General features: G+C 62.9%; 34 protein-coding genes and 1 tRNA gene. 19 read left to right on the top strand and 16 right to left on the bottom strand.

The window, feature by feature from the left end:
* The first annotated feature begins 419 nt into the window (after positions 1-419).
* The 11 genes from C476_RS01980 (at position 420) to C476_RS01930 (ending at position 6,142) form a co-directional block, all read left to right on the top strand.
* A complete protein-coding gene (locus tag C476_RS01980) occupies positions 420-1,289 on the top strand; it encodes a GNAT family N-acetyltransferase (protein WP_008009334.1) in 870 nt (289 codons plus the stop codon).
* 63 nt (positions 1,290-1,352) lie between these two features.
* Positions 1,353-1,739 carry a hypothetical protein gene (locus tag C476_RS01975; protein ID WP_008009333.1) on the top strand — a complete coding sequence of 129 codons (387 nt, stop codon included), beginning with the start codon at positions 1,353-1,355 and terminating at the stop codon, positions 1,737-1,739.
* Between the two features lie 175 nt (positions 1,740-1,914).
* Positions 1,915-2,397, top strand: coding sequence for a hypothetical protein (locus C476_RS01970; RefSeq protein WP_008009332.1), 483 nt, complete (start codon positions 1,915-1,917; stop codon positions 2,395-2,397).
* 105 nt (positions 2,398-2,502) lie between these two features.
* Positions 2,503-2,853 carry a hypothetical protein gene (locus C476_RS01965; protein ID WP_008009331.1) on the top strand — a complete coding sequence of 117 codons (351 nt, stop codon included), beginning with the start codon at positions 2,503-2,505 and terminating at the stop codon, positions 2,851-2,853.
* A 179-nt stretch (positions 2,854-3,032) separates the two neighbouring features.
* Positions 3,033-3,311 (top strand): ubiquitin-like small modifier protein 1, encoded by a 279-nt coding sequence (locus C476_RS01960; protein WP_008009330.1) that lies wholly within the window; start codon positions 3,033-3,035, stop codon positions 3,309-3,311.
* Between the two features lie 163 nt (positions 3,312-3,474).
* Positions 3,475-3,771, top strand: coding sequence for a hypothetical protein (locus C476_RS19290; RefSeq protein WP_008009329.1), 297 nt, complete (start codon positions 3,475-3,477; stop codon positions 3,769-3,771).
* On the top strand, positions 3,768-4,559 hold the full coding sequence (locus tag C476_RS01950; protein ID WP_008009328.1) for an AzlC family ABC transporter permease: 792 nt from the start codon (positions 3,768-3,770) through the stop codon (positions 4,557-4,559). The genes C476_RS19290 and C476_RS01950 overlap by 4 nt, the downstream gene beginning before the upstream one ends.
* Positions 4,549-4,869, top strand: coding sequence for an AzlD family protein (locus C476_RS01945; protein WP_008009326.1), 321 nt, complete (start codon positions 4,549-4,551; stop codon positions 4,867-4,869). The genes C476_RS01950 and C476_RS01945 overlap by 11 nt, the downstream gene beginning before the upstream one ends.
* A gap of 70 nt (positions 4,870-4,939) precedes the next feature.
* Positions 4,940-5,200: a hypothetical protein gene (locus C476_RS01940; RefSeq protein ID WP_008009323.1), complete on the top strand. Its 261-nt coding sequence runs from the start codon at positions 4,940-4,942 to the stop codon at positions 5,198-5,200.
* Complete coding sequence (locus tag C476_RS01935; RefSeq protein WP_008009321.1) at positions 5,201-5,566, top strand: hypothetical protein; 366 nt, start codon at positions 5,201-5,203, stop codon at positions 5,564-5,566.
* 129 nt (positions 5,567-5,695) lie between these two features.
* The gene (locus C476_RS01930; RefSeq protein WP_008009319.1) at positions 5,696-6,142 is read left to right on the top strand and encodes a pyridoxamine 5'-phosphate oxidase family protein; all 447 of its coding nucleotides are present in this window, start codon (positions 5,696-5,698) and stop codon (positions 6,140-6,142) included.
* Positions 6,143-6,206: 64 nt separating this feature from the next.
* On the opposite strand, the gene C476_RS01925 is transcribed toward C476_RS01930, so the two are convergent.
* Both C476_RS01925 and C476_RS01920 read right to left on the bottom strand, forming a co-directional pair.
* On the bottom strand, positions 6,207-6,359 hold the full coding sequence (locus C476_RS01925) for a DUF7560 family zinc ribbon protein (protein WP_008009317.1): 153 nt from the start codon (positions 6,357-6,359) through the stop codon (positions 6,207-6,209).
* A gap of 153 nt (positions 6,360-6,512) precedes the next feature.
* Complete coding sequence (locus C476_RS01920; protein WP_008009316.1) at positions 6,513-7,172, bottom strand: helix-turn-helix domain-containing protein; 660 nt, start codon at positions 7,170-7,172, stop codon at positions 6,513-6,515.
* A 152-nt stretch (positions 7,173-7,324) separates the two neighbouring features.
* Between C476_RS01920 and C476_RS01915 the strand changes: the two genes are divergently transcribed.
* Positions 7,325-7,702 (top strand): helix-turn-helix domain-containing protein, encoded by a 378-nt coding sequence (locus C476_RS01915; RefSeq protein ID WP_049911559.1) that lies wholly within the window; start codon positions 7,325-7,327, stop codon positions 7,700-7,702.
* A gap of 180 nt (positions 7,703-7,882) precedes the next feature.
* Here the strand turns inward: C476_RS01915 and C476_RS01910 are convergent, their stop codons facing one another.
* The 4 genes from C476_RS01910 to C476_RS01895 all read right to left on the bottom strand — a co-directional run bounded on the left by C476_RS01910 (position 7,883) and on the right by C476_RS01895 (position 12,929).
* Positions 7,883-8,440, bottom strand: coding sequence for a YIP1 family protein (locus C476_RS01910; RefSeq protein WP_008009313.1), 558 nt, complete (start codon positions 8,438-8,440; stop codon positions 7,883-7,885).
* 152 nt (positions 8,441-8,592) lie between these two features.
* A complete protein-coding gene (locus tag C476_RS01905; RefSeq protein ID WP_008009312.1) occupies positions 8,593-10,515 on the bottom strand; it encodes an aldehyde ferredoxin oxidoreductase family protein in 1,923 nt (640 codons plus the stop codon).
* 218 nt (positions 10,516-10,733) lie between these two features.
* Positions 10,734-10,919 (bottom strand): DUF1328 family protein, encoded by a 186-nt coding sequence (locus tag C476_RS01900; RefSeq protein ID WP_008009309.1) that lies wholly within the window; start codon positions 10,917-10,919, stop codon positions 10,734-10,736.
* 108 nt (positions 10,920-11,027) lie between these two features.
* Positions 11,028-12,929 (bottom strand): bacterio-opsin activator domain-containing protein, encoded by a 1,902-nt coding sequence (locus C476_RS01895; RefSeq protein ID WP_008009308.1) that lies wholly within the window; start codon positions 12,927-12,929, stop codon positions 11,028-11,030.
* 107 nt (positions 12,930-13,036) lie between these two features.
* Here C476_RS01895 and C476_RS01890 point away from each other — a divergent pair, with 107 nt between their 5' ends.
* Positions 13,037-13,228 carry an HVO_0649 family zinc finger protein gene (locus C476_RS01890; protein WP_008009306.1) on the top strand — a complete coding sequence of 64 codons (192 nt, stop codon included), beginning with the start codon at positions 13,037-13,039 and terminating at the stop codon, positions 13,226-13,228.
* Between the two features lie 243 nt (positions 13,229-13,471).
* Positions 13,472-14,722, top strand: coding sequence for a putative sodium/potassium/calcium exchanger (locus C476_RS01885; RefSeq protein ID WP_008009304.1), 1,251 nt, complete (start codon positions 13,472-13,474; stop codon positions 14,720-14,722).
* Between the two features lie 68 nt (positions 14,723-14,790).
* On the opposite strand, the gene C476_RS01880 is transcribed toward C476_RS01885, so the two are convergent.
* The gene (locus tag C476_RS01880) at positions 14,791-15,360 is read right to left on the bottom strand and encodes an NUDIX hydrolase (protein ID WP_008009302.1); all 570 of its coding nucleotides are present in this window, start codon (positions 15,358-15,360) and stop codon (positions 14,791-14,793) included.
* A 197-nt stretch (positions 15,361-15,557) separates the two neighbouring features.
* On the opposite strand from C476_RS01880, the gene C476_RS01875 reads away from it, so the two are divergent.
* Positions 15,558-15,833 carry a PadR family transcriptional regulator gene (locus C476_RS01875; protein WP_008009301.1) on the top strand — a complete coding sequence of 92 codons (276 nt, stop codon included), beginning with the start codon at positions 15,558-15,560 and terminating at the stop codon, positions 15,831-15,833.
* Between the two features lie 93 nt (positions 15,834-15,926).
* Here C476_RS01875 and C476_RS01870 read toward each other — a convergent pair whose 3' ends face one another.
* From C476_RS01870 to C476_RS01860, 3 genes are all read right to left on the bottom strand, one after another.
* Complete coding sequence (locus tag C476_RS01870; RefSeq protein ID WP_008009299.1) at positions 15,927-16,157, bottom strand: DUF7511 domain-containing protein; 231 nt, start codon at positions 16,155-16,157, stop codon at positions 15,927-15,929.
* A 179-nt stretch (positions 16,158-16,336) separates the two neighbouring features.
* Complete coding sequence (locus tag C476_RS01865; protein ID WP_008009297.1) at positions 16,337-17,065, bottom strand: hypothetical protein; 729 nt, start codon at positions 17,063-17,065, stop codon at positions 16,337-16,339.
* A 165-nt stretch (positions 17,066-17,230) separates the two neighbouring features.
* The gene (locus tag C476_RS01860) at positions 17,231-17,470 is read right to left on the bottom strand and encodes a twin-arginine translocation signal domain-containing protein (RefSeq protein ID WP_049911539.1); all 240 of its coding nucleotides are present in this window, start codon (positions 17,468-17,470) and stop codon (positions 17,231-17,233) included.
* 181 nt (positions 17,471-17,651) lie between these two features.
* Here C476_RS01860 and C476_RS01855 point away from each other — a divergent pair, with 181 nt between their 5' ends.
* Positions 17,652-18,041, top strand: coding sequence for a pyridoxamine 5'-phosphate oxidase family protein (locus tag C476_RS01855; protein ID WP_008009294.1), 390 nt, complete (start codon positions 17,652-17,654; stop codon positions 18,039-18,041).
* A gap of 266 nt (positions 18,042-18,307) precedes the next feature.
* Here the strand turns inward: C476_RS01855 and C476_RS01850 are convergent.
* The 3 genes from C476_RS01850 to C476_RS01840 form a co-directional block, all read right to left on the bottom strand.
* Positions 18,308-18,380 (bottom strand) — tRNA-Pro (locus tag C476_RS01850).
* Between the two features lie 92 nt (positions 18,381-18,472).
* Entirely contained in the window at positions 18,473-19,075 is a 603-nt protein-coding gene (gene trmY / locus C476_RS01845; protein ID WP_008009292.1) for a tRNA (pseudouridine(54)-N(1))-methyltransferase TrmY, read from the bottom strand.
* Positions 19,076-19,147: 72 nt separating this feature from the next.
* Positions 19,148-19,705: a metal-dependent hydrolase gene (locus C476_RS01840; protein WP_049911538.1), complete on the bottom strand. Its 558-nt coding sequence runs from the start codon at positions 19,703-19,705 to the stop codon at positions 19,148-19,150.
* A gap of 264 nt (positions 19,706-19,969) precedes the next feature.
* On the opposite strand from C476_RS01840, the gene C476_RS01835 reads away from it, so the two are divergent.
* Positions 19,970-20,155 carry an HVO_A0556 family zinc finger protein gene (locus C476_RS01835; protein WP_008009288.1) on the top strand — a complete coding sequence of 62 codons (186 nt, stop codon included), beginning with the start codon at positions 19,970-19,972 and terminating at the stop codon, positions 20,153-20,155.
* 77 nt (positions 20,156-20,232) lie between these two features.
* On the opposite strand, the gene C476_RS01830 is transcribed toward C476_RS01835, so the two are convergent.
* From C476_RS01830 to C476_RS01820, 3 genes are all read right to left on the bottom strand, one after another.
* Positions 20,233-20,421 carry a hypothetical protein gene (locus C476_RS01830; protein ID WP_008009286.1) on the bottom strand — a complete coding sequence of 63 codons (189 nt, stop codon included), beginning with the start codon at positions 20,419-20,421 and terminating at the stop codon, positions 20,233-20,235.
* Between the two features lie 2 nt (positions 20,422-20,423).
* Positions 20,424-20,615 carry a DUF7511 domain-containing protein gene (locus C476_RS01825; RefSeq protein WP_008009283.1) on the bottom strand — a complete coding sequence of 64 codons (192 nt, stop codon included), beginning with the start codon at positions 20,613-20,615 and terminating at the stop codon, positions 20,424-20,426.
* Between the two features lie 263 nt (positions 20,616-20,878).
* The gene (locus C476_RS01820) at positions 20,879-21,988 is read right to left on the bottom strand and encodes a S1C family serine protease (protein WP_008009282.1); all 1,110 of its coding nucleotides are present in this window, start codon (positions 21,986-21,988) and stop codon (positions 20,879-20,881) included.
* A 169-nt stretch (positions 21,989-22,157) separates the two neighbouring features.
* Here C476_RS01820 and C476_RS01815 point away from each other — a divergent pair, with 169 nt between their 5' ends.
* The gene (locus tag C476_RS01815) at positions 22,158-23,537 is read left to right on the top strand and encodes a tRNA pseudouridine(54/55) synthase Pus10 (protein WP_008009280.1); all 1,380 of its coding nucleotides are present in this window, start codon (positions 22,158-22,160) and stop codon (positions 23,535-23,537) included.
* Positions 23,538-23,664: 127 nt separating this feature from the next.
* Positions 23,665-24,336 carry a ribonuclease HII gene (gene rnhB / locus C476_RS01810; protein ID WP_008009278.1) on the top strand — a complete coding sequence of 224 codons (672 nt, stop codon included), beginning with the start codon at positions 23,665-23,667 and terminating at the stop codon, positions 24,334-24,336.
* Positions 24,337-24,528 lie beyond the last annotated feature (192 nt).

The raw sequence follows: 24,528 nt of genomic DNA, 5'->3' as shown, positions 1-24,528 counted from the left end.
GCTCGGACACCGCTTATGGGAGGCCGAACACCGACAGACGTTGATCGATGGCCGGTCACGTGTTTCACGTCCTCGAACCCAATCGAACAATCAGCTACTCGACCGCGGGATCGATTCCAGTTCGTCGTCGATATCGACTGTTACGGCTCGTATTTCGGATCCGTCACAGCTGGCGTGAGCGGCCCACCACCAGTGTAATAAATCATATATCGCGATAGTAAATCCCAGCCCGCCGGCGTCTACCGATGCCGGCAGTGACGAGGACGCGTCGCTAACGACTGATTTCCGGACGTGACGGGCGTCGGTATCGTTCGAAACAGTCTGATCTCGAGTACAATGACGTACTTCGCTACGGCGGCGGGCAGACCGGCGCTGATACGAATCGCATACTAATACCGTCTGTTCGCGCGGTCGTTGCTATGAGCGTGTACCCCACCGGCTCGTTCGAAAACGAACTCCAGCGGCGCATCTACGAGTACGTCGAGCGAAACGGGGCCGTCACACTGGCCGAGCTAGCGCGGTCGATCGAAGTCGACGGCGGCCACTCGGACTCGAAACCGGCTCGATCGAGGGCGTACACCGAGTCAGTGCCACCCACCGAAGACGAGTTGCAGTCGTGTCTCGAGACACTGCAAGCCGAGGGCTACCTGACCGACATCGACGGGAAGTTTCGGATCGCGCTCTCGGCGACGACGGCCGACCTCGAGTGCGAGGAGGGGGCCGTCGTCATCCGACCGGCACGTGAGGAAGATCGGGCTGGGGTCGTCGAAACGATGCGGACGGTTGCCGAGGACGGAACGTATGTCGTCGCCGAGAACGTCGCGATGGAACTCGATCGCGAGTCGGCACTCGTCCGGGCTAACGAGGCGCGGTCGCGGATCGTCTTCGTGGCAATTCGTACGCCGGAGCCGGACGCGGACGAGGACGATACCGAGTCATCCGAGGAACGAACCGAGCCCACGGCGACGGACGGCGACGTCGTCGGCTGGCTCCACATCGACGCGCCGGCACTCCCGGCACTGCGTCACACGGCTGAACTCACCGTCGGGGTCGATCCGCAGTACCGGCGACAGGGCATCGGCTCGGCACTGCTCGAGTACGGCCTCGAGTGGGCCAGCGATGCTGGGTATCAGAAACTCTATCAGAACGTGCCCGCGACAAACGATGTCGCACTCGAGTTCTTGGCAGAACACGGCTGGCAGCGGGACGGCGAACACGAGGGCCAGTACTGTCTCGACGGCGAGTTCGTCGACGAAGTGATGCTGGCGACGTGGCTCGACTCCCAGTAGCCACCTGTCGGGGTTGCCCGGAGAGGAAACAGTTTCTTGCCAGCCGGCCACATAGCACGTCGCATGGACGAAATCACGCTTGGTGTTCCGGAACCGATCCTCGAGCGACTGCCCGACGACGACGAGAGCGCGGCAGCCGACATGCAAAAGGCCGTCGCAGGCTGGGAAACTCGGCTCAACCGGGCGCTCGAGGACGCCGACGACGAGCGCGAGGCCGCGGGCCGTGTGCTCGAGGCGATCGATCGCTTCGAGGAGCGATACGAGACCTACGACGAACTGATACCGGAGCTGCGGGCGTGGGGGCAGTCGCCGATTTACGCGATCGCATGGCGAACGCTGTACGCCGACGTGATCGCACAGCTCTACGAACACGACGACCTCGCGGATCACCTCGATCGAGAGCGAAACGCTCGGTTGGTGGCAGACGGCATTCGGTTACGGGATCTGTGACGAGTGGCGGTACTGCTCGAGCGATTTTATTCAGAACTTGTCATGTTTGAGTCTGTTCTATATAGTCATGCTTTCGGTTTTGTACGCCTGTATCCTCGCTTTACTCGGCCAGCATCACAGAAGCAAAATCTATCTGATAGTAACGATTTTGTAGTCGGACTCGAGAGTGAGACGTGTGGCGACGACTGACCGACCGACACCGGACGGAACTGACGCGATCGATCTGACGACTCGCGTCCGCCGTCGACTCCTGCCGGCGCTCCATCGGCTCAAAGAGCCTCTCGGTGGCTACGCCATTTGCAGACAACATCCAGCGGAGTACGTCGGCACCGTCAAGCGCACCCTGGATACGGTGCAGTCGATACTCGCGGAGCTGGCGTTCGAGTCGGAGCCGATCGCGTCGCTGAAGGTTCACGACGACGGCCGACGCTCGGCGGGGAGTTGGGTCCGCCGTGAATCACCGCTTGCAAAGTGGCAACTACACGTCACCCTGTTTCGGACGGACGAGGGAGCTGTCGAGGTGTTCGCCCATCGCGAACATTCGTGGCTTCGCCATCCGTACAAACACTACACACAGGATGGGTGGGACATCCAGGGTGGCGTCGACCGGATGCGATCGATCCTCTCGGAGCACGGTGTTCCGTTCTGGGTCGAGTGACGACTCCCACGACTGCAGTCGTGGGCTTTCTCCTCGAATCTGTGTAAGGACTTGCCGTGTTAATTCATCCCAAGCATTGAAAGTCCAGGCCTCCTTAGAGGTGGCATGGAGTTCGCTGTGTCCCGAACAGGGACGACGCTCGTGACGCTTCATGGCGGATCCGATACGACCGCCTGTGACGACGCGATGTCGACACTTGCCGACACCCTCGAGACCCTCGCAGCCGAGGGGACGATCACCGACTGGGACGTTACCGACGCCGACGTCTACGAACACCCGACAGCGCCGTTCGATCCGTACACGATCGCACTCGAGTTCTCCGTGACGGTCACCACCGAGGCTGACGACGAACGCGAGGCAGCCGAACGCGGCGCGAGCGTGATCGACGACGCGCTCGCAACTGCCGATGTCACGTCGGTTGCGTACACGACGTCGCCAGCGGCCTCGGCTACCTGAATACGGAACGCTGTCCGTCATGGTTGGCGCACCCGAGATCTATCATGCGGTTGCGTCGGTACATCAGTCCAGCAAACCGTATGAACCGGCGGTCACCGCCCGGCCAACCGACACACACCGCGAGACTCGGTAGTGGGACCACCGCCCGGACTTATGTCGTCAGACCACGACCCTCCTATATGGACATCGATCTTCGGTTTTTCGCCACGTTCCGGGAAGCCGTCGGGGAGAAAGAGCAAACACGAACGGTCGGAGACGAAGCGACCGTCGGTGACGTACTCACCACCCTCGAGGGAGAGTACGACGGCCTCGAGGGGCAGTTACTCAAGGCGGGACAGATCCGGCCACAGTTGAGCGTGCTGAAAAACGGCCGCAACGTGGTCCATATGGCCGGGGCCGAGACCGCACTCGACGCAGGTGACGTCGTGTCAGTGTTCCCGCCGGTTGCTGGTGGCTAGTGGTCCGTCACGCCTGACGTTGCGGGTCGAGCCGATCGCGGTTCTCTGGTTGGACCCGCACGTCGACGCGTGACGGAGTACTAGCGTCGGGGCGGCAGTTCCGCCACTGCGCTCCGTACCCAGTCTCCCCGACAGATAGTGTCAACAGACCATGCGATCGTGCATGCTCGATGAAGCCGCCGAGTTCCGACTCGAGTTGGACGTCGACTGGCTCATCGACCGCGATGATCGAACGATGCGCAAGCAGATGTATCTCTTTCTCGGCGTCGTCGCCATCCTTGCCGCGATCGTCCGCATCGTCGTCAGTGGCCCGTTGTACGGCGTCGCTGCGGGAACCGTTTTGTTGGCACTGCTCTTTGCGGTGTGTGAACGAGCCGTCAGGGAGTGCTCGAGTCACCCAAACACGGTGACGGCGGTTTCGAGAACGCTTTACGCATCGTTCGACTCACAGCAACCGTGACGAAACTCGACGGGAGCGATGCTGATCGCGACCATAGCGGACACATCAGAGAATCATCGGACGGGCCGGTCGATGACCCACAGGCGACAGCAGTCGAGCGCGAGTCACTCACGTTCGGTCGAGAGGGAATCCGCGCCGGCTTTCTCACCTGTCTCCCGGTTGCGCTCGGCGTCGGCGGATATGGCGTCGCGTTCGGGATGCTCGCCCGCCAGGCAGGCCTGAGCGTCGCTGAGGCAACACTGATGAGCGCGACCGTCATCGCGGGTGCCGCCCAGATCGTCGTTGTCGAACTCTGGACGGAGCCGCTGCCGGTCGCAGCGATCGTCCTCACGACGCTGGCAATCAACCTTCGCTACTCGTTGATGGGGGCGGCGTTGGGACCGTGGTTCGAACGGCTCTCACCGCGCCAGAGCTACGGGAGCCTGCTGGTGATGGCCGACGAAAACTGGGCGCTGACCATGCGAGAACTCAAGTCCGGCAGTGGCCGCGGCGCGTTCCTGCTGGGATCCGGGATCGCGATCTGGTGTTGCTGGGTCGGCGCGACGATCATCGGGGCGACCGCCGGTGGCGTGATCGGCGATCCGGCCCAGTACGGCATCGACTTCGTCCTCGCAGCGGTCTTCGTCGCGCTTGCGGTCGAACTCTGGGACGGACGCCCGACGCTCGTCCCGTGGCTCGTCGCGCTCGTGACGGCCATCGCCGCCGTGACGTTCGTTCCGGGTCGGTGGTATATCCTGCTCGGTGGACTCGCAGCCGCCACAGTGGAGGTGATCCGCTATGATCAGTGACGGTGCGCTTGCGCTCGACCCGCTCGTCGTCGGCGTCATCCTCGCGATGACTGTTGTGACGGTCCTCACGAAAGTCGGTGGCTTCTGGCTGCTGCGCCGAATCGAGATCAGCGAGCGACTCGAGGCCGGACTGTCGGTCCTGCCGGGCGCGATCGTGATCGCGATCCTCGGGCCGGAACTGGCGGCCGGCGGACCGGCAGAGTGGGGCGCAGCGGGCGTCGTCGTGCTGGTGATGTGGCGCACGGAGAACATCCTGCTGGCGCTGTGTGGCGGCATCGGTGCGGTGGTCCTCTTTCGCGCGCTTGGCTGATCGCGACGATCACGGTGTCGACGACCGCGCAGGCCCGACAGTATATCCGTCCGGCAGCCGAATCGAATGTATGACCGTGCGTCTCGAGCGATCCTTTCGCGGCATCTCCGAGCGGCTCGTGGTCCGGTATCTGACGAATTTGGGCGGCGAGCGAGTCGCCGACGATACCGTCGCGGGCGACGACTGGACAGCGACGTTCTCCTCGGAGACGATCGGCGTCGGCCCGTCGTTGCAACTCACCGAGGTGACGGTCGTCTTCGAGGGCGAGGAAACCACGCTCGAGCCTCTCGTCGAACAGTTCGCACAGAAAGCGATGCGTGCAGGCGGGTAAATGGCGGGCGAACCGATCGAGGGACAGATCCTCCTGCTTACTGCCGCCAAAGCGAGCGTCGCGCCGACCCGACTGCCGGAGCTGATCGACCGCGCACAGGCGGTGCTCGGATCGGACCGCGAGCGATACCGCCGGGAGTATGAACGGCTCTATGCTGACGCCGATCTCGAGGTCTTTCTCGTCGAGTGGGGTCACTGGGACGACATCGGCGCACGCCTCGACGTCACCGACCGCGAGCTGTCTGCGATCCGTCGCGCACACGAAGAACAGCTGTTACGGCTCGGACGGCGGACGGACCGCGAGGCCGAGTTCGAGACGGCACTCGAGATCCGGGACCCAGTCGTGATCGGTACCGACACGTCTTGACCCGGCGATCGCACCGAGAGAGCCCGACAGGAGGTTCAATATCGATCGATAATGCAAGTTCAACGGCGTGTCTCGCCGTCGATGACAACTATAAAGATAGTGTTTCACCTTTGGCAAGCTACTGAGACGATGGCCATCGAACAGGAGACCGAGATGACCGACGCGGAGATCGACGATTTCCTCAGTCGGCATGAGACGGGAGTGCTGTCACTTGCGCGCACGGACGAGCCCTATGCGATTCCGATCTCGTACGGCTACGACGACGATAACCGGGACTTCTATCTGCGGCTGGTGTCGACACCCGAGAGCGAAAAGCGCCAGTTCCTCGAGTCCTCGCCAGCGGCACGCCTCGTCGTCTACGACGAGGCGGAGTCATCCTATCGCAGTATCATCGCGACGGGCAGCCTCGAGAGCATCGAGCCGTCGGAACTCACGCCCGAGGAAATCGCCCAGTATGGCGAGGCAAAGCGACCGCTGTTCGAGCTCTGGGCAGACGGGAAAGAAGACCTCGCTATCGAACTCTATCGCCTCGAGCCGGCTACGTTAAACGGCCGCCGGACCACAGTCGATCGATAGGCTTAGAAAGAGTGTGGCCGTCGGCACAGGCGGCGTCTCGAGGGGGATGTCGCGTGCGCAGCACTCAGTTCTCGGTCGGTTGCTCCGCCACGAAATCGGATGGCGTCACCGACGCTGCACAGACCGGGCAGCCGTGTGTCAGCGTGGCTTCGCGCATCGATTCGTTGACTTCGATCGCCTGCCCACACTCGGGGCACGTGAATTCGTATCTACTCATGGCGGAGTGGGTCGGACAGGACCCTCGCTTGTGTTGTGTACGCTATAGCTCACGTCCAGTATATATATCATTGCGGTTCGCTGCCGATTATCTGTAGGACCCGACACGTTCTTACGCCTTGACGTGGATCGGCCGCCGGCTGCGACGAAACGCCTACTCATGATCGAGGATCGCATCCAAGAGCTTGGTCTGCGCTGCGGCGAGGTGTTCGGTCAGCGTCGTTCCGGTGATCCCGAGCTCGTCAGCGACCTCGCCGGCGTTGGCCCGCTTTGGATGTTCGAAGTAGCCCATCCGGTGGGCCGTCTCGAGGACCTCCGCCTGCCGATCGGTGAGCGTGTTCCGATCGACGAAGACGAGGTTTTGCTCGGTGTGTTCTTGCTGGGACTGGAGCAGTCGCTGGACGTCGAGTGTCGCATACCGCTCGCGCAACGCACCGATGACCGCCTGCAGTTGTGCCATATCCGGCGCATGAAAGGTCAGATACAGTGCCGCACCATGTGCACGGACACCGACGAGCGGACAGTCGAACTGCTCGATGCACGCACAGGGACAGTCGCCATCGAGGTCGCGCTCGAAGCGATAGACAGTGCTCGAGCCGTACGAGAAGATCGACGAGAGGTCGGCGTCGACGTCGAACTCGTCGGGTTCCGTCTCCGCCTCGAGCATGAACTCGACGGTCACGCGCTCGGGCGCTGACGGGTTGGTGCTCTTCGAGACGGAGTGGGCCCGACCGCTCGTCTCGGCTGCGGCCTGTGCGACGATACAGTCGGGTGGATCGTCGATCTTTATCTCCGCGCGAATCCCCGCTGCCATTACGCACTGGTGGGACGCAGACATCCTAAAGCCTGCGTCCGCAAGCCCCGAATCGTCCCATCGAGCGACGGATTCGACACCGGATATAAAGCCCCCTGTATTTATTGGGACTCATTTGGAGGGGGTCTGGTTGCTACTACTGGATGAAACAGATGTCCGCTATGAACTCAGATACCCGGCGACGAGGTTGGCAACGTGACGATTCCGTCGATCCGCAGGCCGTGCTCGCGGCCCTCGACGACGACGCCTGCCGGGCCATTCTCGAGGCGACGGCCGAGACTGCGCTGACGGCGACGGAACTCTCCGAGGAATGTGAGATCCCGATGTCGACAGCCTATCGGAAAGTCGAGATGCTGACCGAGGCCGATTTAGTCGCAGAGCAGGTCCGGATCAACACCACCGGAAAGCACGCGACAGAGTACCGCAAGAACTTCGACGATGTGCTGGTCTCCGTCGCCAACGGGGGCGTCGAAGTCGAGCTGACGAAGCCGAACGGCGAGGCCGCCAGCTACGCTGTCGCCGACGACTGATCGTCTCTACGGAGTCGGCTGTCGCGGACATGATCCGCCTCACACCGTCGCAGAGGCGGACGGAGTTTCTCTACTTCTCGATCGGTTCCATCCGTTTTGCACAGCGTGGCTGGCAGTTGTCCGTGACTGTGCTTCGACAGGGGAGTGGCGACAACGGCGGGCGATCGATCGTCCCAGCAGCTACGCGACAACCTCGAGGGCGAGCATGGCCGACTGGGGCGCTGGCTGGCTGCCGAGATCGAGGACGAACGCCGCGATCACGGCGGCGAGGACGACGAACACGGGAAGCAGATACAGGACCGACGCGAGGAGCGCGACGATCGCGGCTTTGCCCGTCGAAAGATCGTGAAACGCCGCCAGCCCCTTGATCTGGAGGTAAAGCCCGTAGAGTCCGAGACCGAGGTTGACGAGTGGAATCCACCACAGACAGTATCGAACGACGACCGGAAACGCGTACGCCTCGAGCGTCTTCGTCAGCCCACGGGCACCGAACAGATACGCGAGGCCGTGAGCGACGAGCGCTTCAACGATGCCAGTAACCCAAAACAGGATGCCAAATCCCAGCGTAATACCCACTGCAGCCGCGATCTCAGTCGGGTTCGTGATGCTCACCACCGCGATGAGGAGCCCCAGTGGCACCACGACGGCGAAATACGACGCTAACATGAACGCGATGGGGTAGCCGATGCCATGTGTTTCGTCGTACTCCGCGAAAAACGTCCCCGGGTCCCGCAGCATATACCTGTTAACGCCTGTCCACTGTTTTGTGAATTTCATACCAGATGATAATAAATAATCATATATGTATTCATCGGTAAGGAATACAGTGTGTACTGCTAATCAGATGGCCGTGAGTCGAGCACCGCAAAATACGTGCGAGGCGACGGCGATCAGTCGTCGCTCGAGACCGCTGCCCCGCCCTCGCTGCTGACACCGGTGCCGGGGCCAACGTCGATGCCGAGTTCGTCGAGTTTCTCGTCGGGGACGACGCCGTCGACCCAGCCGCGGTAGTCGTAGTACTCGTCTTTCATCTCCTCGAGTTCGCAGTATTCGCCGTCGCTTGCACCCTGCCCGCGGATGCCGTCCTCGAGGAAGCGCTCGGGCAGCGAGTCGTCGCTCCCATCGAAGCCGATGAGGTTGTTGTAGTACCGCTCTAAGGTGTACACTCGTTCGCCGGCCTCGAGGAGTTCGTCTTCGGTGACGTCGCGGCCGGTCATCCCGTTGTACTGGGTGACGTACTCCTCGATGCCTTCGGCGAAGGCGTTGAACTTGCAGATGTCGAAGGAGTCACTGATGGCGTGGAGGTCCTGGAATTGGGCGGTGAGTTCGCCTTTGCCCTCGTACTCGTAGGGGTCGACCTTCTCAGGGACCCCCAGAATCTCTGCAGCGGGGGTGTACGCCCGCAGGTGGCAGGCACCACGGTTCGAGGTGGCGTAGCCGATGCCCATGCCTTTCATACAGCGCGGGTCGTAGGCCGCGATCGTCTGGCCTTTGACCGCCAGCGAGTTGTCGTGGGCCTCCTTGCGGTCGGCGACCCGGCGTGGCCCTTCGGCCAGCAGGTCCGCGAGGTCGTCCTCGCGGCGGGCGATCCGGTCGATCATGTCGATCATCGTCTCGGTGTCGCCCCACTCGAGGTCACCTTCCTCGAGTTTGCCCTCCTCGGACATCTCCATAGCCATCGCCATCATGTTGCCCGTCTCGATGGTGTCGACGCCCATGTCGTTACAGCGCTCGATCATCACCGCGACGGCGTCGCGGTCGGTGTGGCCGGAGTTCGGGCCGAGCGCGTAGGCCGATTCGTACTCGTAGGATTCGGTCCGGACGTTCAGCTCCTCGCCTTTGTGCATCGTCTGGACTTCGACTTCCTTCTTGCAGGCAACCGGACAGGAGTGACAGGTCGGCTCGTCGACGAGGATGTTTTCGCGGACGTTCTCGCCGGAGACGCGTTCGGCGTCGATGTCGACGCCTTCCGCCTCTCGCATGCTTTCAGTCGAGGTGTACTTCCCGTTTTTCGTCGGGAGGCCGTCCATCTCCTCGCCGATGTTCATCAGGACGTTCGTCCCGTACATCGAGAGGCCGCCCTCGTTGGGTGCAGTGACATCCGATTCCTGGATCGCCTGCATCGCTTGCTGGTGGCCCTCCCGGAAGGTCTCTGGGTCAGCCGGCTGGGGCATCTTCGTCGTGGACTTGACGACGACGGCTTTGAGGTTCTTCGACCCCATGACACAGCCGGTCCCACCCCGACCAGAGGCGCGGTCGTCCTCGTTGATGATACAGGCGTATTTGACCTCGTTTTCCCCGCCAGGGCCGATCGCCATGATCGAGAGGTTCTTGCCGTAGGACCCCTCAACTTCCTCCTCGATCGTCTCACGGGTTTCGTGGACGCCGTTCCCCCAGAGGTGAGAGGCGTCCCGGAGTTCGATCTCACCGTCCTCGACGACGGCGTAGACCGGGTCGTCGGCCTGGCCTTCGAAGAGAAGGCCGTCGAAGCCGGCCCACTTGAGCCGGGCCCCTGACCAGCCGCCGTGGTGGCTGTCGGTGACGGTACCGGTCAGCGGCGATTTCGTACAGACGGCGATCCGGCCGCTCATCGTCACTTGCGTCCCCGACAGCGGCCCGTTCATGAACGCAAGCAGGTTATCCGGCCCGAGCGGATCTACCTCCGGCCCCTGATCGAAGACGTACTTTACCCCGAGCCCCCGCGCACCGATATACTTCTTTGCGTCCTCGTCGTCGATCGACTCGTAGGCAACGTCCCCCTCCGAGAGATCGATGCGGGCAACCCTGTCTTGAAATCCGCCGAGTTCAGTCATGGTAAGTGCTCACCGTTATCTACGACGCCCAGCGTGTTAGGACTTCTCAACCAAATGTAACCAGTATCGGTTACCGAAGACAGGTTCTCGAGGCCGGCATGATCGTCGGATGACGCTGGACCGGATTCTGTCGGTGCGCTCGCCGCTGCTGACGACTGCCGTAGCCACGTAACCAGCACTGATCACGTCAATACGGTAGCACGACCGCGTGCCCGCAGTCACAACAGGAGCGCGACCACCGCGAGGATGATGAAGATCAACACGAAGATCCGTGCGATCTCCATCGAGATCCCGGCAACGCCACGTGCGCCGACCGCGGCGGCGATGATCGCGAGGACGAAGAAGACAAGCGCCCAGTAGAGGAATCCACCACCGGTCTGCAACGGCGTTGCGAACGCGAGCATAACTGCCCACTCACACGACAGTGTATATAAACGATGGCGACCGTCCACGGCCGTTCTCGTCGCTAAGTCACGACTACCGGTTTCGAGCCGTGATACTCTCGCGTCCTGCTATGCGTCACCGAAGAACGCCCGACACAGTTTCGCCTCCGCCGTCCGCAGGTGTTCGTGGAACGTCGGCCGCGAGACGCCCATCGACTGGGCGAGTTCCTCGCCGGTCGTCGGTCGCGGCCATTCGAAGTAGCCGCCGAGGTAGGCTCGCTGTAACGCGCCGAACTGGCGGTCGGTCAGCGCCTTCTCGAGCCCGGCTGCGAACTCCTCGCGAGTCTCGGCCTCGCGCTCGCGCTGCTGGAACGAGACGATATCGGTGCCCGCATAGCGGTCCTCGACGGCTTCGACAACCGCACGGACGTTCGCCGAGCGGGGGACCTCGAGCGTGATGCGCGCTCGGCCCGCGTCACTTTCGATCGCCTGGGTGCGAACGCCGCGCTCGGAGAGCCACCCGACGAGGTCGTCTGCACCGGTCAGTTCGATCAGCGACTCCTCGTCGCGTTCGACGACAACGCGACAGTCGACGTCGGACAACTCCGCGGCAGCCGCAGTGAGTTCGTCCGCGCTCGCACCGGTTGCGGTAAACAGCGACGTCGTCTCGTCGCCCGTACGGTGGACCGACCGGCGATACTCGAGCCGACAGTCGGCGTCGGCCGAGAGGGCGACGGGTGCGAGCGAGCGATCCGTCACGTCGAGTTCGACGGCGACGACAGCGTCGGTCGTCAGCACGCGACTGGTTTCGCGGGCGTTGACCCCGCTGGCGACCGCACGAGCGAGTGCGGAAAGGATGACGGTTTCGCGGTCGTCGACAGCGCGTGTCCGCTCGGTCCGGACGGTCAACACGCCATACTCGATCTCGTTGTACGAGAGCGGGAACGCGATGTGGGTCGTTCCGTCGACGGTAGCAACGGCGGGCTCGCCGGTTGCGAGCGTCTCTGCGGCAGGGTGGTCGTCATCTGTCCTGAGCCGGTCGTGCTCGGGGCCATCCCCCGCGCGCGAGCGCACGTCGATCGTCTCGGTCGCCGGGTTGCGCTCGCCGATCCAGGCCCCGTCGTAGGCGTCTTCCGCGGCGATCCGGTCACAGACTTCAGCCTCGAGTTCTGCGCGGTCGGTCGAGCCGGCGACGACGTCGGTGACGTCCTGCATCAACCCCTCGATGCGATCTAAGATGTACTCGAGTTCCTCGGTCCGGCGCTCGAGTTCGAGTTCGGCCTCCTTGCGCGCGGTGATATCGTTCTGGAAGCCGACGTAGTGGGTCACACGGCCGGCTTCGTCACGGACGGGGGCGATCGTGACCTCGTTCCAGAATTCGGTGCCGTCCTTGCGGTAGTTTTTGATCTCGACAGTGACTGGCCGATCTTCGTCGATGGCCGCTGCCATCTCGGCGATCGCGTTCTCGTCGGACTCCTCTCCCTGTAGGAACCGGCAGTTTCGGCCGACGACCTCGTCGTACTCGTAGCCGGTGATCTCCTCGTAGGCGTCGTTGACGTACACCAGCGGGTTGTCATCGAGATCGGGATCGGAGATGGTGACTCCAACGGGGGCTTCCTCGAGTGCGCGATCTTTCACCAGTCGGTCGCTCGTTCCCGGCAGCGACCCCTCCGGTGTGTCGGCAGCGTCGCCGTGGGTGGCAGACGGCCCGCGATCGAACGTGATCGTCGCTCCGTTGGCACCGCGGTGGATGCGCGCACCGCCGTCGTCTTCGTCGAGGTCGATCCGGCGAGCGGTCCCGACCGTCGTCTCGTCGATCGCCGTCGCGAGCCGATTCCAGCGCGTTCCGAGTGCGGTCGCCGCGTCGCGGTCGGCGTTACCGATTTCGAATGCATCACGGGCGGCCGGGTTCGCGTACGTGATCGTCCCGTCAGCGACCGCCACCACCGGATCGACCACGTGCTCGAGTGCACGCGCCGCTCCGGCGGCATCACCGAGGCCACCGCCGCGATCCGCATCGACATCGTCCATACGCTGTACTAGGGAGTGATGCCTAAGAATCGTTGTGATCGGAAGACGGTACAGCGAGTCACTGCCGAGCCTAGTATATTATATGCTACCACGACATGTGTTCACACATGCCAGTACACCGTTCGCCGTTCGAGCGACTCCGCGAGAAGTTCGACGAATCGGAACTCCGCTGTCAGTCGTGTGGCTACGTCGACACCGACGGGAAATGGCGCGTCACCACTTCGGGCGGGCGAGTGCGCTACCGGTTCGTCTGTCCGGTCTGTGACGCCGTCGAGACGCGCGAACTCCAACTCGAGTAACGACGGCCGTGATCGGCTGCGGGCGACTCGAGGCAACGCTTGTGTTTCGAGGGACAACCAAAGGTTTTGACGCAGGGTCGCGGGTAAGCATCTGCTTGGAACCCACCAGGGCACCGCGGCGGTGAGGGATTTGTCCGGATGCTCGGAGCAGAGATGTCGAGCCGTTACAATGGGTGTTTTCGGAGACATAATCTCGTAACGGTCGGCTCATTTTAGCTCGGAAACTGCCGTCGTTCGACCCGTATGGATTCACGACCGCAAACACTCGGTGTCGCGTTCGTCGCGCTGCTGGTCATGCTCGCGGGGGGTCCCGCCCTCGTCGGTGGCACGACCACGGCGACGAACGACGACGCCGGAGACATGAGCAATCGTGTGACGCTGCAAAACGTCCAGGTTGGCACGCTGGAACTCGAGAACGTCACGATCGAGAACGCGACGATCGAGGAGTTCACCGCCCAGCAATTCGACGTCGAGAACATCGACGCGGAACTGGAGGACCAACTGAACGAGACCGCGGACAACCAGTCCGCGGGCGAGGACTCCGAGGTGATGATCTCGGATGTCACCTTCGAGTCACTCTCGCTCGAGAACGTCTCGATTGAGGAACTCGACGGCGCGACCGAGAGCGACAGCAACGAAACTGCCGACGAAAACCAAACTGACAACGAGTCCACGTCGGAGCTCCAGGAAGTCGTCGACGAGAACGCCAGTACCGTGGCAGTGCAGAACCTGACGATCGAGTCGATGACAACCGAACAGCTGACGATCGAAGACCTGTCCTCCGAAGAGGCCGACGGGGGCGGCGGAGTTCTCTCTGGAATTTCCGATTTCATCGGCGGGCTATTCGGCGGTGACGGTGATGACGGCGGCAACGAGACCCAGACCAACGACACCACGACCGACGGAAACGAAAGCGTCCAGGAGATCGAATCGCTGACCATCGAGCAGTTCGACGTCAACGAAACCACGATCGAATCGATGATCGTCGGCAGTCTCGAGAGCCAACAGGAAGATGCCGAGGCGGACGACGAGACTGCAAACGAAACCGCCGACAACGAAACCGCCGACGACGAAGCCGATGATAACGAGACAGTTGACAATGAAACGGCCGACAACGAAACCGCCGACGACGAGACGGCCGACAACGAAACGGCTGACGGCGAACCCACTGCGGACGACACCGAAATGACGACAAGTGAGACCATCTCGTCGGTCTCTGCAGGATCGATGACGATCGAAGAAAGCGCCGTCGACACCCTCACGCTCGGTGAAACGACGGGACTCATCGACGCACTTCAGGAGCCAGCCGACGGCGAAGCGAACGAAACCGATACTGCGACGAACGAGACCGAGAACGAAACCGACACCACGACGAACGAGACCGAGAACACAACGACCGACACGGAGAACGAAACGAACGAAACCGACACCACGACGAACGAGACCGAGAACACAACGACTGACACGGAGAACGAAACGAACGAAACGGAGTGACGACCCAAGCGGACCCAAGCGGCACCGGTGGCACACGCCACTCGAGCGCCGCGGTTCGCTATCGGTCGCTATTCGTTGGCTGGCCCACACGCTGGCTCGACCAGCCGATAGTAAGAGACGGCGAGCACCGTTCGACCGTCGTGGATCTCGCCGGCTGCGACCGCGTCGGTCAGGTCCGCAAACGAGAGTTCCGTCGGTCGAATGCTCTCGTTGTGATCGAGTTGCTGTTCGGCAGTTGGCCGGCAGCCGTCGGCGACGAAAACGTGCAAGCGCGTATCCGCGATTCCGTTTGCGGGTTCGACGGACACCAGCGGCTCGAGTCGCTCGGCTTCGTAGCCGGTCTCCTCGGCGAGTTCCCGTCGGGCCGCAGCCTCGAGATCGTCGTCGTCGGGTTCGACGCCGCCGACGGGGAGTCCGCGACTGATTCGGGAGACGGCCTGTCGCCACTCCTCGATGCAGACGACGTTGTCGTCGGGTGTAAACGGTAGGACACAGACACTTGGCGGCTCCGAGAGGTAATCGAAGTCGGTTTCCGTGCCATCGGGCAGTTGAACGGACTCGTTAACGACGTCGAAACCAGGACAAGAATAGGCTACTCGGCGCTCGCGCGTTTCCCAGGCCAGTTCATCGGTTGGCATAGCGACCGATACGGCAGTGATCGTCAAAAGCGCCGCGTCACGTCGATGCGTGTCTTCGATGGCGTCGTGTGGCGGCTCTCGCTGGCACTCTCGACCGACAGCAGTTATATGGGGCGCATTCGGGGGTAGCTCGATCGGTGTACCCGTTCTATAACAAAACCACAGAGCGGTGAAGGTCGTCACTCAGAGGGTGATCCATGGATCAGCTAACTGGCTTCCAGCGCGACTTGCTGTACGTGATCGCAGGAAAGGATCGGCCGTCGGGCCAAGAGATCCTCGACGACATCAACGACTACATCGACCAGCCGGTCACACACGGTCGGCTGTATCCCAATCTCGACACGCTCGTCGAGAAAGAACTCGTCGAGAAAGGTGAACTCGACCGTCGAACGAACTACTACGCGCTGACGCCGAAAGGCAGACGCGCGCTCCAGCGCCGCCAGAAGTGGGTCGACCAGTACGTCGACGTCTAGCTTCTGGGATCGCTTTTCGGGTCCGCTTCACCGCCAGCGTCTCGCTTCCTATCGCTCCCGGCACCAGGTTCAGCGAGCTTCCGGCAGCCGTCGTCAGCGGGCATCGTCGAGATCGACGACCGTCTCGAGGTCTGCGGTCAGCCAGGCGTTCAGTTTCTCCGTTGTCGAACCCTCGTGGGGGACGAGTGTACAGCGATCGCTGCCGGATTCGTATCGAACGACGATGGCATCGAACAGTACCGTCTCGTCGGCGTCGACCGCGTCGGTGGCAGCCGCGTACTCGTGGGCAGTACCCTCATCGATCCGGTCAGTAGAGCCATCCATGGTAGTCCTGGCGACCGTCGTCGCCACCAGTTCCTATGCCGAGACGGTACAAAACGGCTACTAGTTCCGGTATAGAGGGGTTGGGTCCGCTGTATATCGCTCCGAAGCCGCCTCGAGAGCCGACGCAGTCGTGTCCCTCACAGCGGCTCGCTCGTTGCCGCTGAACGACTGGGTAAGATTCAATCGTCGCCGAAACTGACCTGCGCGAGATCAGCCTCGAGATCGTCGACGTGGTCGTTGAACGCGGCGACGAACGCCGGGACGTCGGCAGCAAACCGGCGAACGTCAGTAGCTGCTGGCGGCCCGTACTGTGAAAGGAGGTAGGTACCGTTGGAGCCGCCGATGCGTAGGTACGAAGCCACGTCGCCGTCCCACTTCAGCTCCCAGCGGGTGCCAGAGACCGTCGTTGCGTAGGTGCCGTACTCGCCGTCGTACCGATGGAGTTGGGCAGCCATCGCGTCACAGACCTCCCGAATACGGTCGACGATCCGATCCCGCTCGGCGACCAGCTCCGCCGTCGACTCGACTGCCGGAAACTCCTCGGGCACGTCCGCGAACAGCCCGTCGAACGAACGAACGTACTCGTTGTACGCCGCGACGAACGCCCCGTAGTCGGCCATCGCCGTCTCTAAGGCCTCAGGTTCGGGTGGCTGCTTGCTCGAGACGACGTACGTCTCCGAGCCCGAAGTGGGGTCGAATCGCAGATACTGGACGTCGCCAGCCTCGTACTTGATCGTCCAGCTACCGCCGTCGGTATCGAACGTTTCCTGCCCGTAATCGCCACCCTGCAACACGGCGAGTTCCCGCGCAATCTCGCCAGCGTGGGTCCGTACGCGAGCAGCTAACTCGTCTCGTCGCTCGGCGATTCCGTCCAGTCGTTCGACGTCCGCCTCGAGTCCGTCGGTCATTACTCGAGCGACGAGACGTGGACCGGTAACGGTTGCGTCCCGGTTCGGTGGCCACCCTTGCTGACGGCGGGGTGCCGGCCTGACGATCGCCGGCAGTTCGACGGGCAGCTAGCAGGATGGGCTGTGGACGCGAACGAATTCGGGTGGGTGTCGGAGAAAAAGCGCTTACTCGGTGTCGTTGGTTTCGTTCATCCCGGTCTCGTTCGTTTCGTTCGTCTCGTTGGTTTCGTTCGTCTCGTTCATCTCAGTCTCGTTGTCAGCTTCGGCCTCGTCGTCCCCATCCTCTTCCGTCTCGTTTCCGTTCCCGTTCCCAGGACCGCCACAGCCGGCCACGAGAGCGGTCGATGCAGCGGCTCCTGTGAGTTTCAGTACTCGACGACGAGTTGGCGACTGCTGGTCAGTCATACGAGATTACAGACACTTTCAGAGATCATAAGCCGTCAGCCGTCATCTGCATGGTCGCTATCCGTCTCTCTCGAGTGGCCCCCGTTCCACGCCGCCGAAAACAATCAGTCTCACGGTCTGTTCGACTGGTGTAGGTGTTGGTACCATACACAAGACCAATGCGGGTGAACGATACGGTGCCATGGCCGCGATCCCCGACGACTTCCACGACCTCTTCGAGAAGAAAACGTTCGCCCACGTCGCGACGCTGACTCAGGAGGGATTGCCACACGTCACACCAGTGTGGATCGATTACGACGCCGACGACGAACGCCTGCTGGTCAATACCGAACGACATCGACAAAAAGCGAAGAACGTAGCACACAACCCCGCCATCGGCGTCAGCGTGACCGATCCCGACGACCCCTACCGACGCCTCTCGGTGATCGGCGAGGTCGAGGAACGGACGACCGACGGCGCTCGAGCACACATCGACGAACTCGCCCAGCGATACATGGACGTCGACGAGTACCCGAACCCGATCGAATCCGAGCGGGTAATCTTACGGATTCGTCCGGATCGAGTCATGTGAGCGGCCATCCGATCGGCCCTGTTGCCGCCGGTCGGCATCGACTGTGTCTATCCACCGAGAACCGTGTCTCTGATCTGTTTGCTTCGCTCGTCGTCGTGGAATGCGGGAGAAAGTGGGCCGGCGCAGATGCCGAACGACGCCCGAGAACCTGCGCTCCGCGCAGAACCTCGGTCTAATTCGAATCTGCGCGCCGTCATCGACTCCCGCACTTCGGATGCCTTGCGTCGCAGCCGCGCCGCTCGGCGGTTTGAAGTGCGGGAGTAGTATGGGCCGGCGCAGATTCGAACTGCGGTTACGGCCACCCGAAGGCCGAAGGATACCAAGCTACCCCACCGGCCCGCATTCGAACGGAGTGGGTCGGATCCTTTAACGCTTCCGAATGCACACTCATCGAGCCGCCGGCGTGGTCGTCGTCTCTTCGCACACCCCGCTCAAAACTGCTCGTAGCCGTCCGTATCGAGATACTGGTGGGCGACCGTAATCGCCTGATCGGCGTGGAGCAACTGTGGGCCGAGTCGAAGTCGCTGATCGGCATACTCCTCGAGCACATCGGCTTCGTCCGCGGTGAAATCACGATGATCCGAGAGCACGAACACCGCGTCCGCAAGCCGCTCCGCGCCGACGTCGACGACCGCCTCGCCATCCTCGTGGAGCTGGACGATCGGGCCATCGTCGGCGAGTTCCTCGAGCGTTCTCTCAAATCCGCGTCGGTAGAGTTCGACCCCTGGGCTGGGTTCTGCAGGCAGCGCACCGATGGCTTCGTTGCGGTGCTCGAGGGCGTTCCGAACCAATGCAGCAGTGCTTCGCTCGTCGGGGTTGAGCCGCTGGAGGTCGCTGCCGTCGAAGGTGATGGTGAGTTCGTCCTGGGCGATCAGGTGGACGCGGACGTCCTCACGAATGCCGTGGGAGGTGACGAACGCGGCGGTGATCGACCGACAGAGCGCGTCGAGGCGGCCGGCTCCGCCCGCGAGATCGTCGAGTGAGAAGTCAGGCGTCGTCGGCACGTCGTGACCGATGAGTACGAACTGGCGCATATCAAAGCGTTGCCGGCCGTCGGGATAGCCCCCACGATCCGACGATCGAGCAGCGGGCGCAGCCGCCGGCGATCAGGACTCGACGCCGAGTCGGCGCTCGAGCGAGGCCGAGACAAGGCCGAGCCCCGGCATCCCGTCGCGGTACCAGGCGAGGGCGGCGACCGCAAAGAGGCCGAACTGCACCCACTCGTAGGGCCCCATCGTGTAGTAGTGAAAGATCGCATCGAAGATGCCGGCGACGGGATCCTCTGGTGGTTGCTCGAGTACCGGCCAGAGGAGGTAGGCGGCGTATGCAAATTCTCCCGAAAGGACCGCTGGCGGGATGTCCGCCAGCAGGTGCGACCCGTAGCCGACGAGAAAGCCGACGCCGACTGCGCGACCCTCGAGTCGACCCGCCACGAGCAAGACCGCAGGCACGAGGCAGGCGACGACGAAAAGCGAGTGGGCCAGCGTCCGACCGCCGGGCAGGACGCCGAAATTCCACGCGAGTGGTTTGTCGATCAGATCCGGCATCTGCGAGCCGACGGCGAGTGCGATCGCCGGCCAGGCACGCGGCGGGCGGCCGAACCGGCGGTGTGTGACGACGGTAAAGAGCAGGTAGGCGACGGCGAGGTGTCCCCAGGGCCACATCGAACGGCCGTTCACCGGTCGCGGGCATAGCTGCTTCGACTCGTACTGTCGGTCGGAGTCGAGATACCCAACCGTGGGTCGCGGTCGTGCCGGGACTGATATGGATTCCTGTCAGTCATGTCCGGCGCACCCATGCCAGGTTGCAGGTGCGCCGGGACCAAATGACAGCAGACCGTATGACGACCAACCGACGATATCAGGGACCCATTGAGGCTGCATAGGCATGGCCAACCGTTACCCCTATCTCCGGTATGCAGTGACTATATGGCGAAATCAGAGTCGTCGCAGTCCGGCGGTACGCAGCAGTTGCTCGCGATTCTTACGGGGCAGTCCTGTCCCGACTGTCCCAACGGCGAACTCGAGCGAGCCAGGTACAAGGACAAGCAAGCGGTCGTCTGTGACTGCTGTGGAACGCCGCGAGCGCAGGTCTGGTCGGTCTCGCTCGAGTGAGCGGTCCCGTCGAACCGTCTCGAAGGCGAGTGTGGCAGACGAACTGAGAGAGCGATCGCAACCGGTTCATGAGGCCGTCAGCGCGATCGCGATCCCGCATAGTCGTGGCCGACGACGAGAGCGAGTGCGTGCACCGCCAGCAGGGCGATAAGCAGCGAGAGTCGCCCGATCGAATCGATTCCGGCCAGAATAACGGGCACGTAGGCGATCGGCAGCAGGGTGCCGAGCCAGAAGCCGACAGCGGTAACGGAGTGATTCAGGTACATTGTTAGTGCATCGACTCGAGGTCGACGAAGTCGCCTTCGTGCGCCGAGATCCAGGCGGTCAGCAGCTCCGTCTCGTTGGCTTCGAGCGGGAAGATCGCACACTCGTCCGGCGCGCCGTCGTTTTCGACCACGACGTGGTCGAGTTCGAACGTCGGTTCCGTGTTATCGGTGTCGGAGGTGTCGGCGTCGGTCATGCGACATCAGGTGGGTACTCGCACCGAATGTGATCGCTACAAGCATGTACATTGTTATCAAGCCACTACTATGGAAGTCCCGATGGTAGCGTTCGGTTCCAGCTCGATCGCTCGCGTGAGAAAGAACGTAACGAGCCCTAATGTGTATGATCGTGCTATAGTCCGAAACGAACGCACAGTAGCGACAGTAACGACTCGTTTCGGCGGGGCACGACAGCGGAGCGCCATCGGCCGAACGCGACGCATGCAGCGTCGCCAGCCGCCTACGCCGATGGCCAGGAATCGAGCGTTAGGTCTTGCGTACGTAGCCGCCCGTTTCGCAGGAGTCGAACCTCGATCGTATCCCCGGGACTGGTCTCGAGCGCGAGATATGTCGAGAGGGCGTGTCGGTCGGGAATCGGCGTGCCGTCGAGTTCGCGGATGACGTCACCGCCGACTGGAATCCGTTCGCCGCGTCGCTGAACGGCCCGCGTGGCCGGTTGGAGGACACCATCGGCAGCCGAGCCATCGATGACGCCGGTAACCATGATGCCGGCCGCCTCCGAAATGTCGTTTGCCTCGGCGACGAGTCGATCGACGGTTCGCAGGCCGATTCCCAGATACGAGTGCTCGTACTCGCCGGTTTCGATGAGCGCCGGTACGACGCGTTTAGTGAGCGCCGCAGAGATGGCGAAGCCGATGTTGTCGCCACCGGCAGCGTTGATGACGCCCACGACTTCCCCATCGAGGTCGACGAGTGGACCACCGCTGTTCCCGGGGTTGACGGCAGCGTCAGTCTGGATGACGTTCGGATACGAGAACCGCTGCTGGGGGTGGTCGAGTGTTCGGTTGACGCCGCTTACGATCCCTGTCGACATCGACCCGTTGAGCCCGTATGGGTTCCCGACGGCGACGACCTGCTGGCCGACAACCGGACGCTCGTCGGCCATCGAAAGCGGTGCGACCCCCTCCGGCACGTGATCGACCTCGAGGACGGCCAGATCGCTCTGGACGTCGCGACCGACGAGCGTGGTGCTCGTCCAGTCGCCGTTCGTATATTGGAGGTCGGCCGCCTCGCTGTTGGCGATGACGTGGTCGTTGGTGACGACGTGGCGGTCGTCGTAGAGAAAGCCCGATCCCTGCCCGCGTCCCTCGGCACCGGTGGTCGGGTTCTCGACGCCGAAGACGCGAACCTGTGTGACCGATTCGATGACCGCGTTATAGATCTCGGTAAACGCCGAGCCGTCGGCGAGGTCGTCCCGATCGATGGTGGCTGAGGAGTCTCCCTCGATCGAATTCTCGGCGCGGGGCTCGGCACAGCCGGCGATGGCACCGGCGAGTCCGGCACCTGCAACCCCAAGAAAGGATCGACGATCCAGTCGGTGATCGCTCATGCGTGGAGGGTAGGACCCGATCCATTTGAATTACCTGGCTATGACTTGCACAAGCAAGCACGGGCACACCGGCAGCGCGAGTCGAGACGGTCGATACTCGCTGCAATCGAGTCTTACACCGTCGCTGCGAAGGGAAAACGTGTTACCCGCGCCGCCCTACTCCCGAGACATGATCACGGACGACGCCCGCGAGTTGCTTTCGACGGGCTCCATCTGCGATTCCTGTCTCGGCCGGCCCTTCGCCGACCGGAGTTTCGGACTGACAAACGCCGAACGCGGCCGAGCGTTGCGCACGACGGTCGCGCTAGCCGATGACGAGGACTTCGAGCCCACCGATCCCGCCGATTGCTGGGTCTGTGAGGGGTACTGTGGCACCTTCGATGCAATCGCCGAGACGATCGTCGACGAACTCGCAGACGTCGATTTCACGACCTACCAGGTCGGCACCCGCGTCCCGCCGCTGGTCGAAGAAAACGAGCGCTTGCTTCGAGAAGACGCCGACCTCGAGCCAGACGTCGGCGAATCGATGAAGCGCGAAATGAACCGCGAAGTCGGCCGGCGCGTCGGCGCGATGACCGACACCGACGTCGACTTCGACCGGCCGGACGTGCTCGCCGTCGTCGACCTCGAGGGGTTCGACCCGCTCGAGGCCCTCGAATCGGACACCGTCACGAGCCATGCGGTCGACGTCCAGATCAATCCCGCGTTCGTCTACGGCCGCTACCGGAAACTCGAGCGCGACATTCCCCAGACCGAGTGGCCCTGTCGGGAGTGTGGCGGCAGCGGCGTCCAACTGGGCGACGACGGCGAAGAGCCGTGTGACTACTGTGGCGGCTCCGGCTACATGTACGATACCAGCGTCGAACAGGTCGTCCGCCCCCACGTCGTCGCGGCGATGGACGGCGAGGAGGGGACCTTCCACGGCGCGGGCCGCGAGGACGTCGACGCCCGCATGCTCGAGGACGGCCGACCGTTCGTCCTCGAGGTGAAACGACCCCGTGTCCGTGACCCCGACGTTGAGGCACTCGAACGCGAGATCAACGACGCCGCCGAAGGGAGTGTCGAAGTCGAGGGCCTGCGGCTCGCGACCTACGAGATGGTCGAGCGCGTCAAGGAACACGACGCGAGCAAACACTACCGGGCCGACGTCGCGTTCGGAGAGCCAGTCGAGGCAGACGCGTTCGATGCCGCACTCGCAGAACTCGAGGGGACGACCGTCGACCAGTACACCCCCGAGCGGGTCGACCACCGGCGGGCGGGGCTGACCCGTGAACGGACGGTCTACGAAATCGACGGCGACCTCTACGAGCCGACCGAGGCCGAGGTGCGCCTCCACGGTGAGGGTGGGCTCTACGTCAAGGAGTTGATTAGCAGCGACAACGGTCGTACCGAGCCGAGTCTGGCAGGCTTGCTCGAGACCGACGCCGAAGTAACGGCGCTCGACGTCACCGGTGTCGAAGGGGAAACCGAGCCGTTCGAGCTCGAGGAGTACTTCAGAGACGAGCCGCGAGCGGCATCCGACGACGAGCTCGCGGAGACAGCCGACTGACGACGAGTCATACGGTCTGCTGTAACGAGCCTCCGGTGTACCCGCAGTGTGGTCGTGGGTGCATCGGAACCCACCGACAGGAGTCCGTATCACAACGACTTTTGTCTCCGCAGTCGACCCTCGTGGTATGCCATTCGGCGTCGACGAGGCCGGCAAGGGCCCTGCGCTCGGATCGATGTTCGCCGCCGCTGTCTATCTCGAGGACACGGATGGCCTCCCCGACGGCATCAGGGACTCGAAGCGACTCACGTCCGAGCGTCGCGAGGAACTGGCGGCGACCTTACGGGACGACGATCGGATCGCGATCGGCGTCGCCGAGATCACGCCGGCGCGGATCGACGACCCCCAAACGGACATGAACTCGCTTGCGGTCACGGCCCACGCCGAGGCGATCGAGGACGCCGTCGCGGATCTCGAGCGATCCGAGGATTCGAGCGAGCCAGTTTCAGGACTCTGTGACGCCTGTGACACCGACGCCGAGCGCTTCGCCCGCCGGGTCAGCGACACCTGCTCGCTCGAGCGACTCGCCGTCGACGCCCGCCACGGTGCCGACGACGACTCGCCGCTGGTCGGCGCGGCCAGCATTATCGCCAAGGTCGAACGTGATGCCCACATCGCCACATTGGCCGCTGAGTACGGCCCGATCGGTAGCGGCTATCCGGGCGATTCGACCACCCGTGCGTTTCTCACATCGTACGTCGACGCACACGGCGAACTCCCACCGTTCGCGCGTGAGTCGTGGTCGACCTGTGAGGACGCGCTCGCCGAGGCCGAACAGACGGGACTCGAGCAGTTTTAACGTCATTTCGTTCTCGGCACTCGTCGGACTGCCTGGGTTGGTCGCCGGTGCCCTGCTCGAAGCCGTGTTCTCGTGTTCCGATGGCTATCGACAACTGTCATCACAAGTGGCTCGAGAGTGGAACGTGTCCTCGAGCGCTGTCCTCATACGGTCTGCTGTACCGATTTCCCGGTGCAACCGCAGTGCGGGTCG

The organism is Natrinema limicola JCM 13563 (assembly GCF_000337475.1).
GTDB classification, from domain to species: domain Archaea; phylum Halobacteriota; class Halobacteria; order Halobacteriales; family Natrialbaceae; genus Natrinema; species Natrinema limicola.
Note: the sequence above shows the minus strand (reverse complement) of the source record. Positions and strands in the feature narration are given on the sequence as shown.

What these genes read in the sequence shown, in the direction of transcription:
- C476_RS01930 (WP_008009319.1), top strand. Translation starts at nt 5,696, where the DNA reads ATGGCCATCGAACAGGAGACCGAGATGACCGACGCGGAGATCGACGAT.
- C476_RS01885 (WP_008009304.1), top strand. Translation starts at nt 13,472, where the DNA reads ATGGATTCACGACCGCAAACACTCGGTGTCGCGTTCGTCGCGCTGCTG.
- C476_RS01940 (WP_008009323.1), top strand. Translation starts at nt 4,940, where the DNA reads ATGACCGTGCGTCTCGAGCGATCCTTTCGCGGCATCTCCGAGCGGCTC.
- C476_RS19290 (WP_008009329.1), top strand. Translation starts at nt 3,475, where the DNA reads ATGCTCGATGAAGCCGCCGAGTTCCGACTCGAGTTGGACGTCGACTGG.
- C476_RS01880 (WP_008009302.1), bottom strand. Translation starts at nt 15,360, where the DNA reads ATGCCAACCGATGAACTGGCCTGGGAAACGCGCGAGCGCCGAGTAGCC.
- C476_RS01875 (WP_008009301.1), top strand. Translation starts at nt 15,558, where the DNA reads ATGGATCAGCTAACTGGCTTCCAGCGCGACTTGCTGTACGTGATCGCA.
- C476_RS01965 (WP_008009331.1), top strand. Translation starts at nt 2,503, where the DNA reads ATGGAGTTCGCTGTGTCCCGAACAGGGACGACGCTCGTGACGCTTCAT.
- C476_RS01920 (WP_008009316.1), bottom strand. Translation starts at nt 7,172, where the DNA reads ATGGCAGCGGGGATTCGCGCGGAGATAAAGATCGACGATCCACCCGAC.
- C476_RS01945 (WP_008009326.1), top strand. Translation starts at nt 4,549, where the DNA reads ATGATCAGTGACGGTGCGCTTGCGCTCGACCCGCTCGTCGTCGGCGTC.
- C476_RS01975 (WP_008009333.1), top strand. Translation starts at nt 1,353, where the DNA reads ATGGACGAAATCACGCTTGGTGTTCCGGAACCGATCCTCGAGCGACTG.
- rnhB (WP_008009278.1), top strand. Translation starts at nt 23,665, where the DNA reads ATGCCATTCGGCGTCGACGAGGCCGGCAAGGGCCCTGCGCTCGGATCG.
- C476_RS01905 (WP_008009312.1), bottom strand. Translation starts at nt 10,515, where the DNA reads ATGACTGAACTCGGCGGATTTCAAGACAGGGTTGCCCGCATCGATCTC.
- C476_RS01980 (WP_008009334.1), top strand. Translation starts at nt 420, where the DNA reads ATGAGCGTGTACCCCACCGGCTCGTTCGAAAACGAACTCCAGCGGCGC.
- C476_RS01935 (WP_008009321.1), top strand. Translation starts at nt 5,201, where the DNA reads ATGGCGGGCGAACCGATCGAGGGACAGATCCTCCTGCTTACTGCCGCC.
- C476_RS01855 (WP_008009294.1), top strand. Translation starts at nt 17,652, where the DNA reads ATGGCCGCGATCCCCGACGACTTCCACGACCTCTTCGAGAAGAAAACG.
- C476_RS01890 (WP_008009306.1), top strand. Translation starts at nt 13,037, where the DNA reads ATGCCAGTACACCGTTCGCCGTTCGAGCGACTCCGCGAGAAGTTCGAC.
- C476_RS01910 (WP_008009313.1), bottom strand. Translation starts at nt 8,440, where the DNA reads ATGCTGCGGGACCCGGGGACGTTTTTCGCGGAGTACGACGAAACACAT.
- C476_RS01830 (WP_008009286.1), bottom strand. Translation starts at nt 20,421, where the DNA reads ATGTACCTGAATCACTCCGTTACCGCTGTCGGCTTCTGGCTCGGCACC.
- C476_RS01825 (WP_008009283.1), bottom strand. Translation starts at nt 20,615, where the DNA reads ATGACCGACGCCGACACCTCCGACACCGATAACACGGAACCGACGTTC.
- C476_RS01895 (WP_008009308.1), bottom strand. Translation starts at nt 12,929, where the DNA reads ATGGACGATGTCGATGCGGATCGCGGCGGTGGCCTCGGTGATGCCGCC.
- C476_RS01865 (WP_008009297.1), bottom strand. Translation starts at nt 17,065, where the DNA reads ATGACCGACGGACTCGAGGCGGACGTCGAACGACTGGACGGAATCGCC.
- C476_RS01900 (WP_008009309.1), bottom strand. Translation starts at nt 10,919, where the DNA reads ATGCTCGCGTTCGCAACGCCGTTGCAGACCGGTGGTGGATTCCTCTAC.
- C476_RS01960 (WP_008009330.1), top strand. Translation starts at nt 3,033, where the DNA reads ATGGACATCGATCTTCGGTTTTTCGCCACGTTCCGGGAAGCCGTCGGG.
- C476_RS01815 (WP_008009280.1), top strand. Translation starts at nt 22,158, where the DNA reads ATGATCACGGACGACGCCCGCGAGTTGCTTTCGACGGGCTCCATCTGC.
- C476_RS01835 (WP_008009288.1), top strand. Translation starts at nt 19,970, where the DNA reads ATGGCGAAATCAGAGTCGTCGCAGTCCGGCGGTACGCAGCAGTTGCTC.
- C476_RS01860 (WP_049911539.1), bottom strand. Translation starts at nt 17,470, where the DNA reads ATGACTGACCAGCAGTCGCCAACTCGTCGTCGAGTACTGAAACTCACA.
- trmY (WP_008009292.1), bottom strand. Translation starts at nt 19,075, where the DNA reads ATGCGCCAGTTCGTACTCATCGGTCACGACGTGCCGACGACGCCTGAC.
- C476_RS01870 (WP_008009299.1), bottom strand. Translation starts at nt 16,157, where the DNA reads ATGGATGGCTCTACTGACCGGATCGATGAGGGTACTGCCCACGAGTAC.
- C476_RS01925 (WP_008009317.1), bottom strand. Translation starts at nt 6,359, where the DNA reads ATGAGTAGATACGAATTCACGTGCCCCGAGTGTGGGCAGGCGATCGAA.
- C476_RS01915 (WP_049911559.1), top strand. Translation starts at nt 7,325, where the DNA reads ATGTCCGCTATGAACTCAGATACCCGGCGACGAGGTTGGCAACGTGAC.
- C476_RS01820 (WP_008009282.1), bottom strand. Translation starts at nt 21,988, where the DNA reads ATGAGCGATCACCGACTGGATCGTCGATCCTTTCTTGGGGTTGCAGGT.
- C476_RS01840 (WP_049911538.1), bottom strand. Translation starts at nt 19,705, where the DNA reads ATGTGGCCCTGGGGACACCTCGCCGTCGCCTACCTGCTCTTTACCGTC.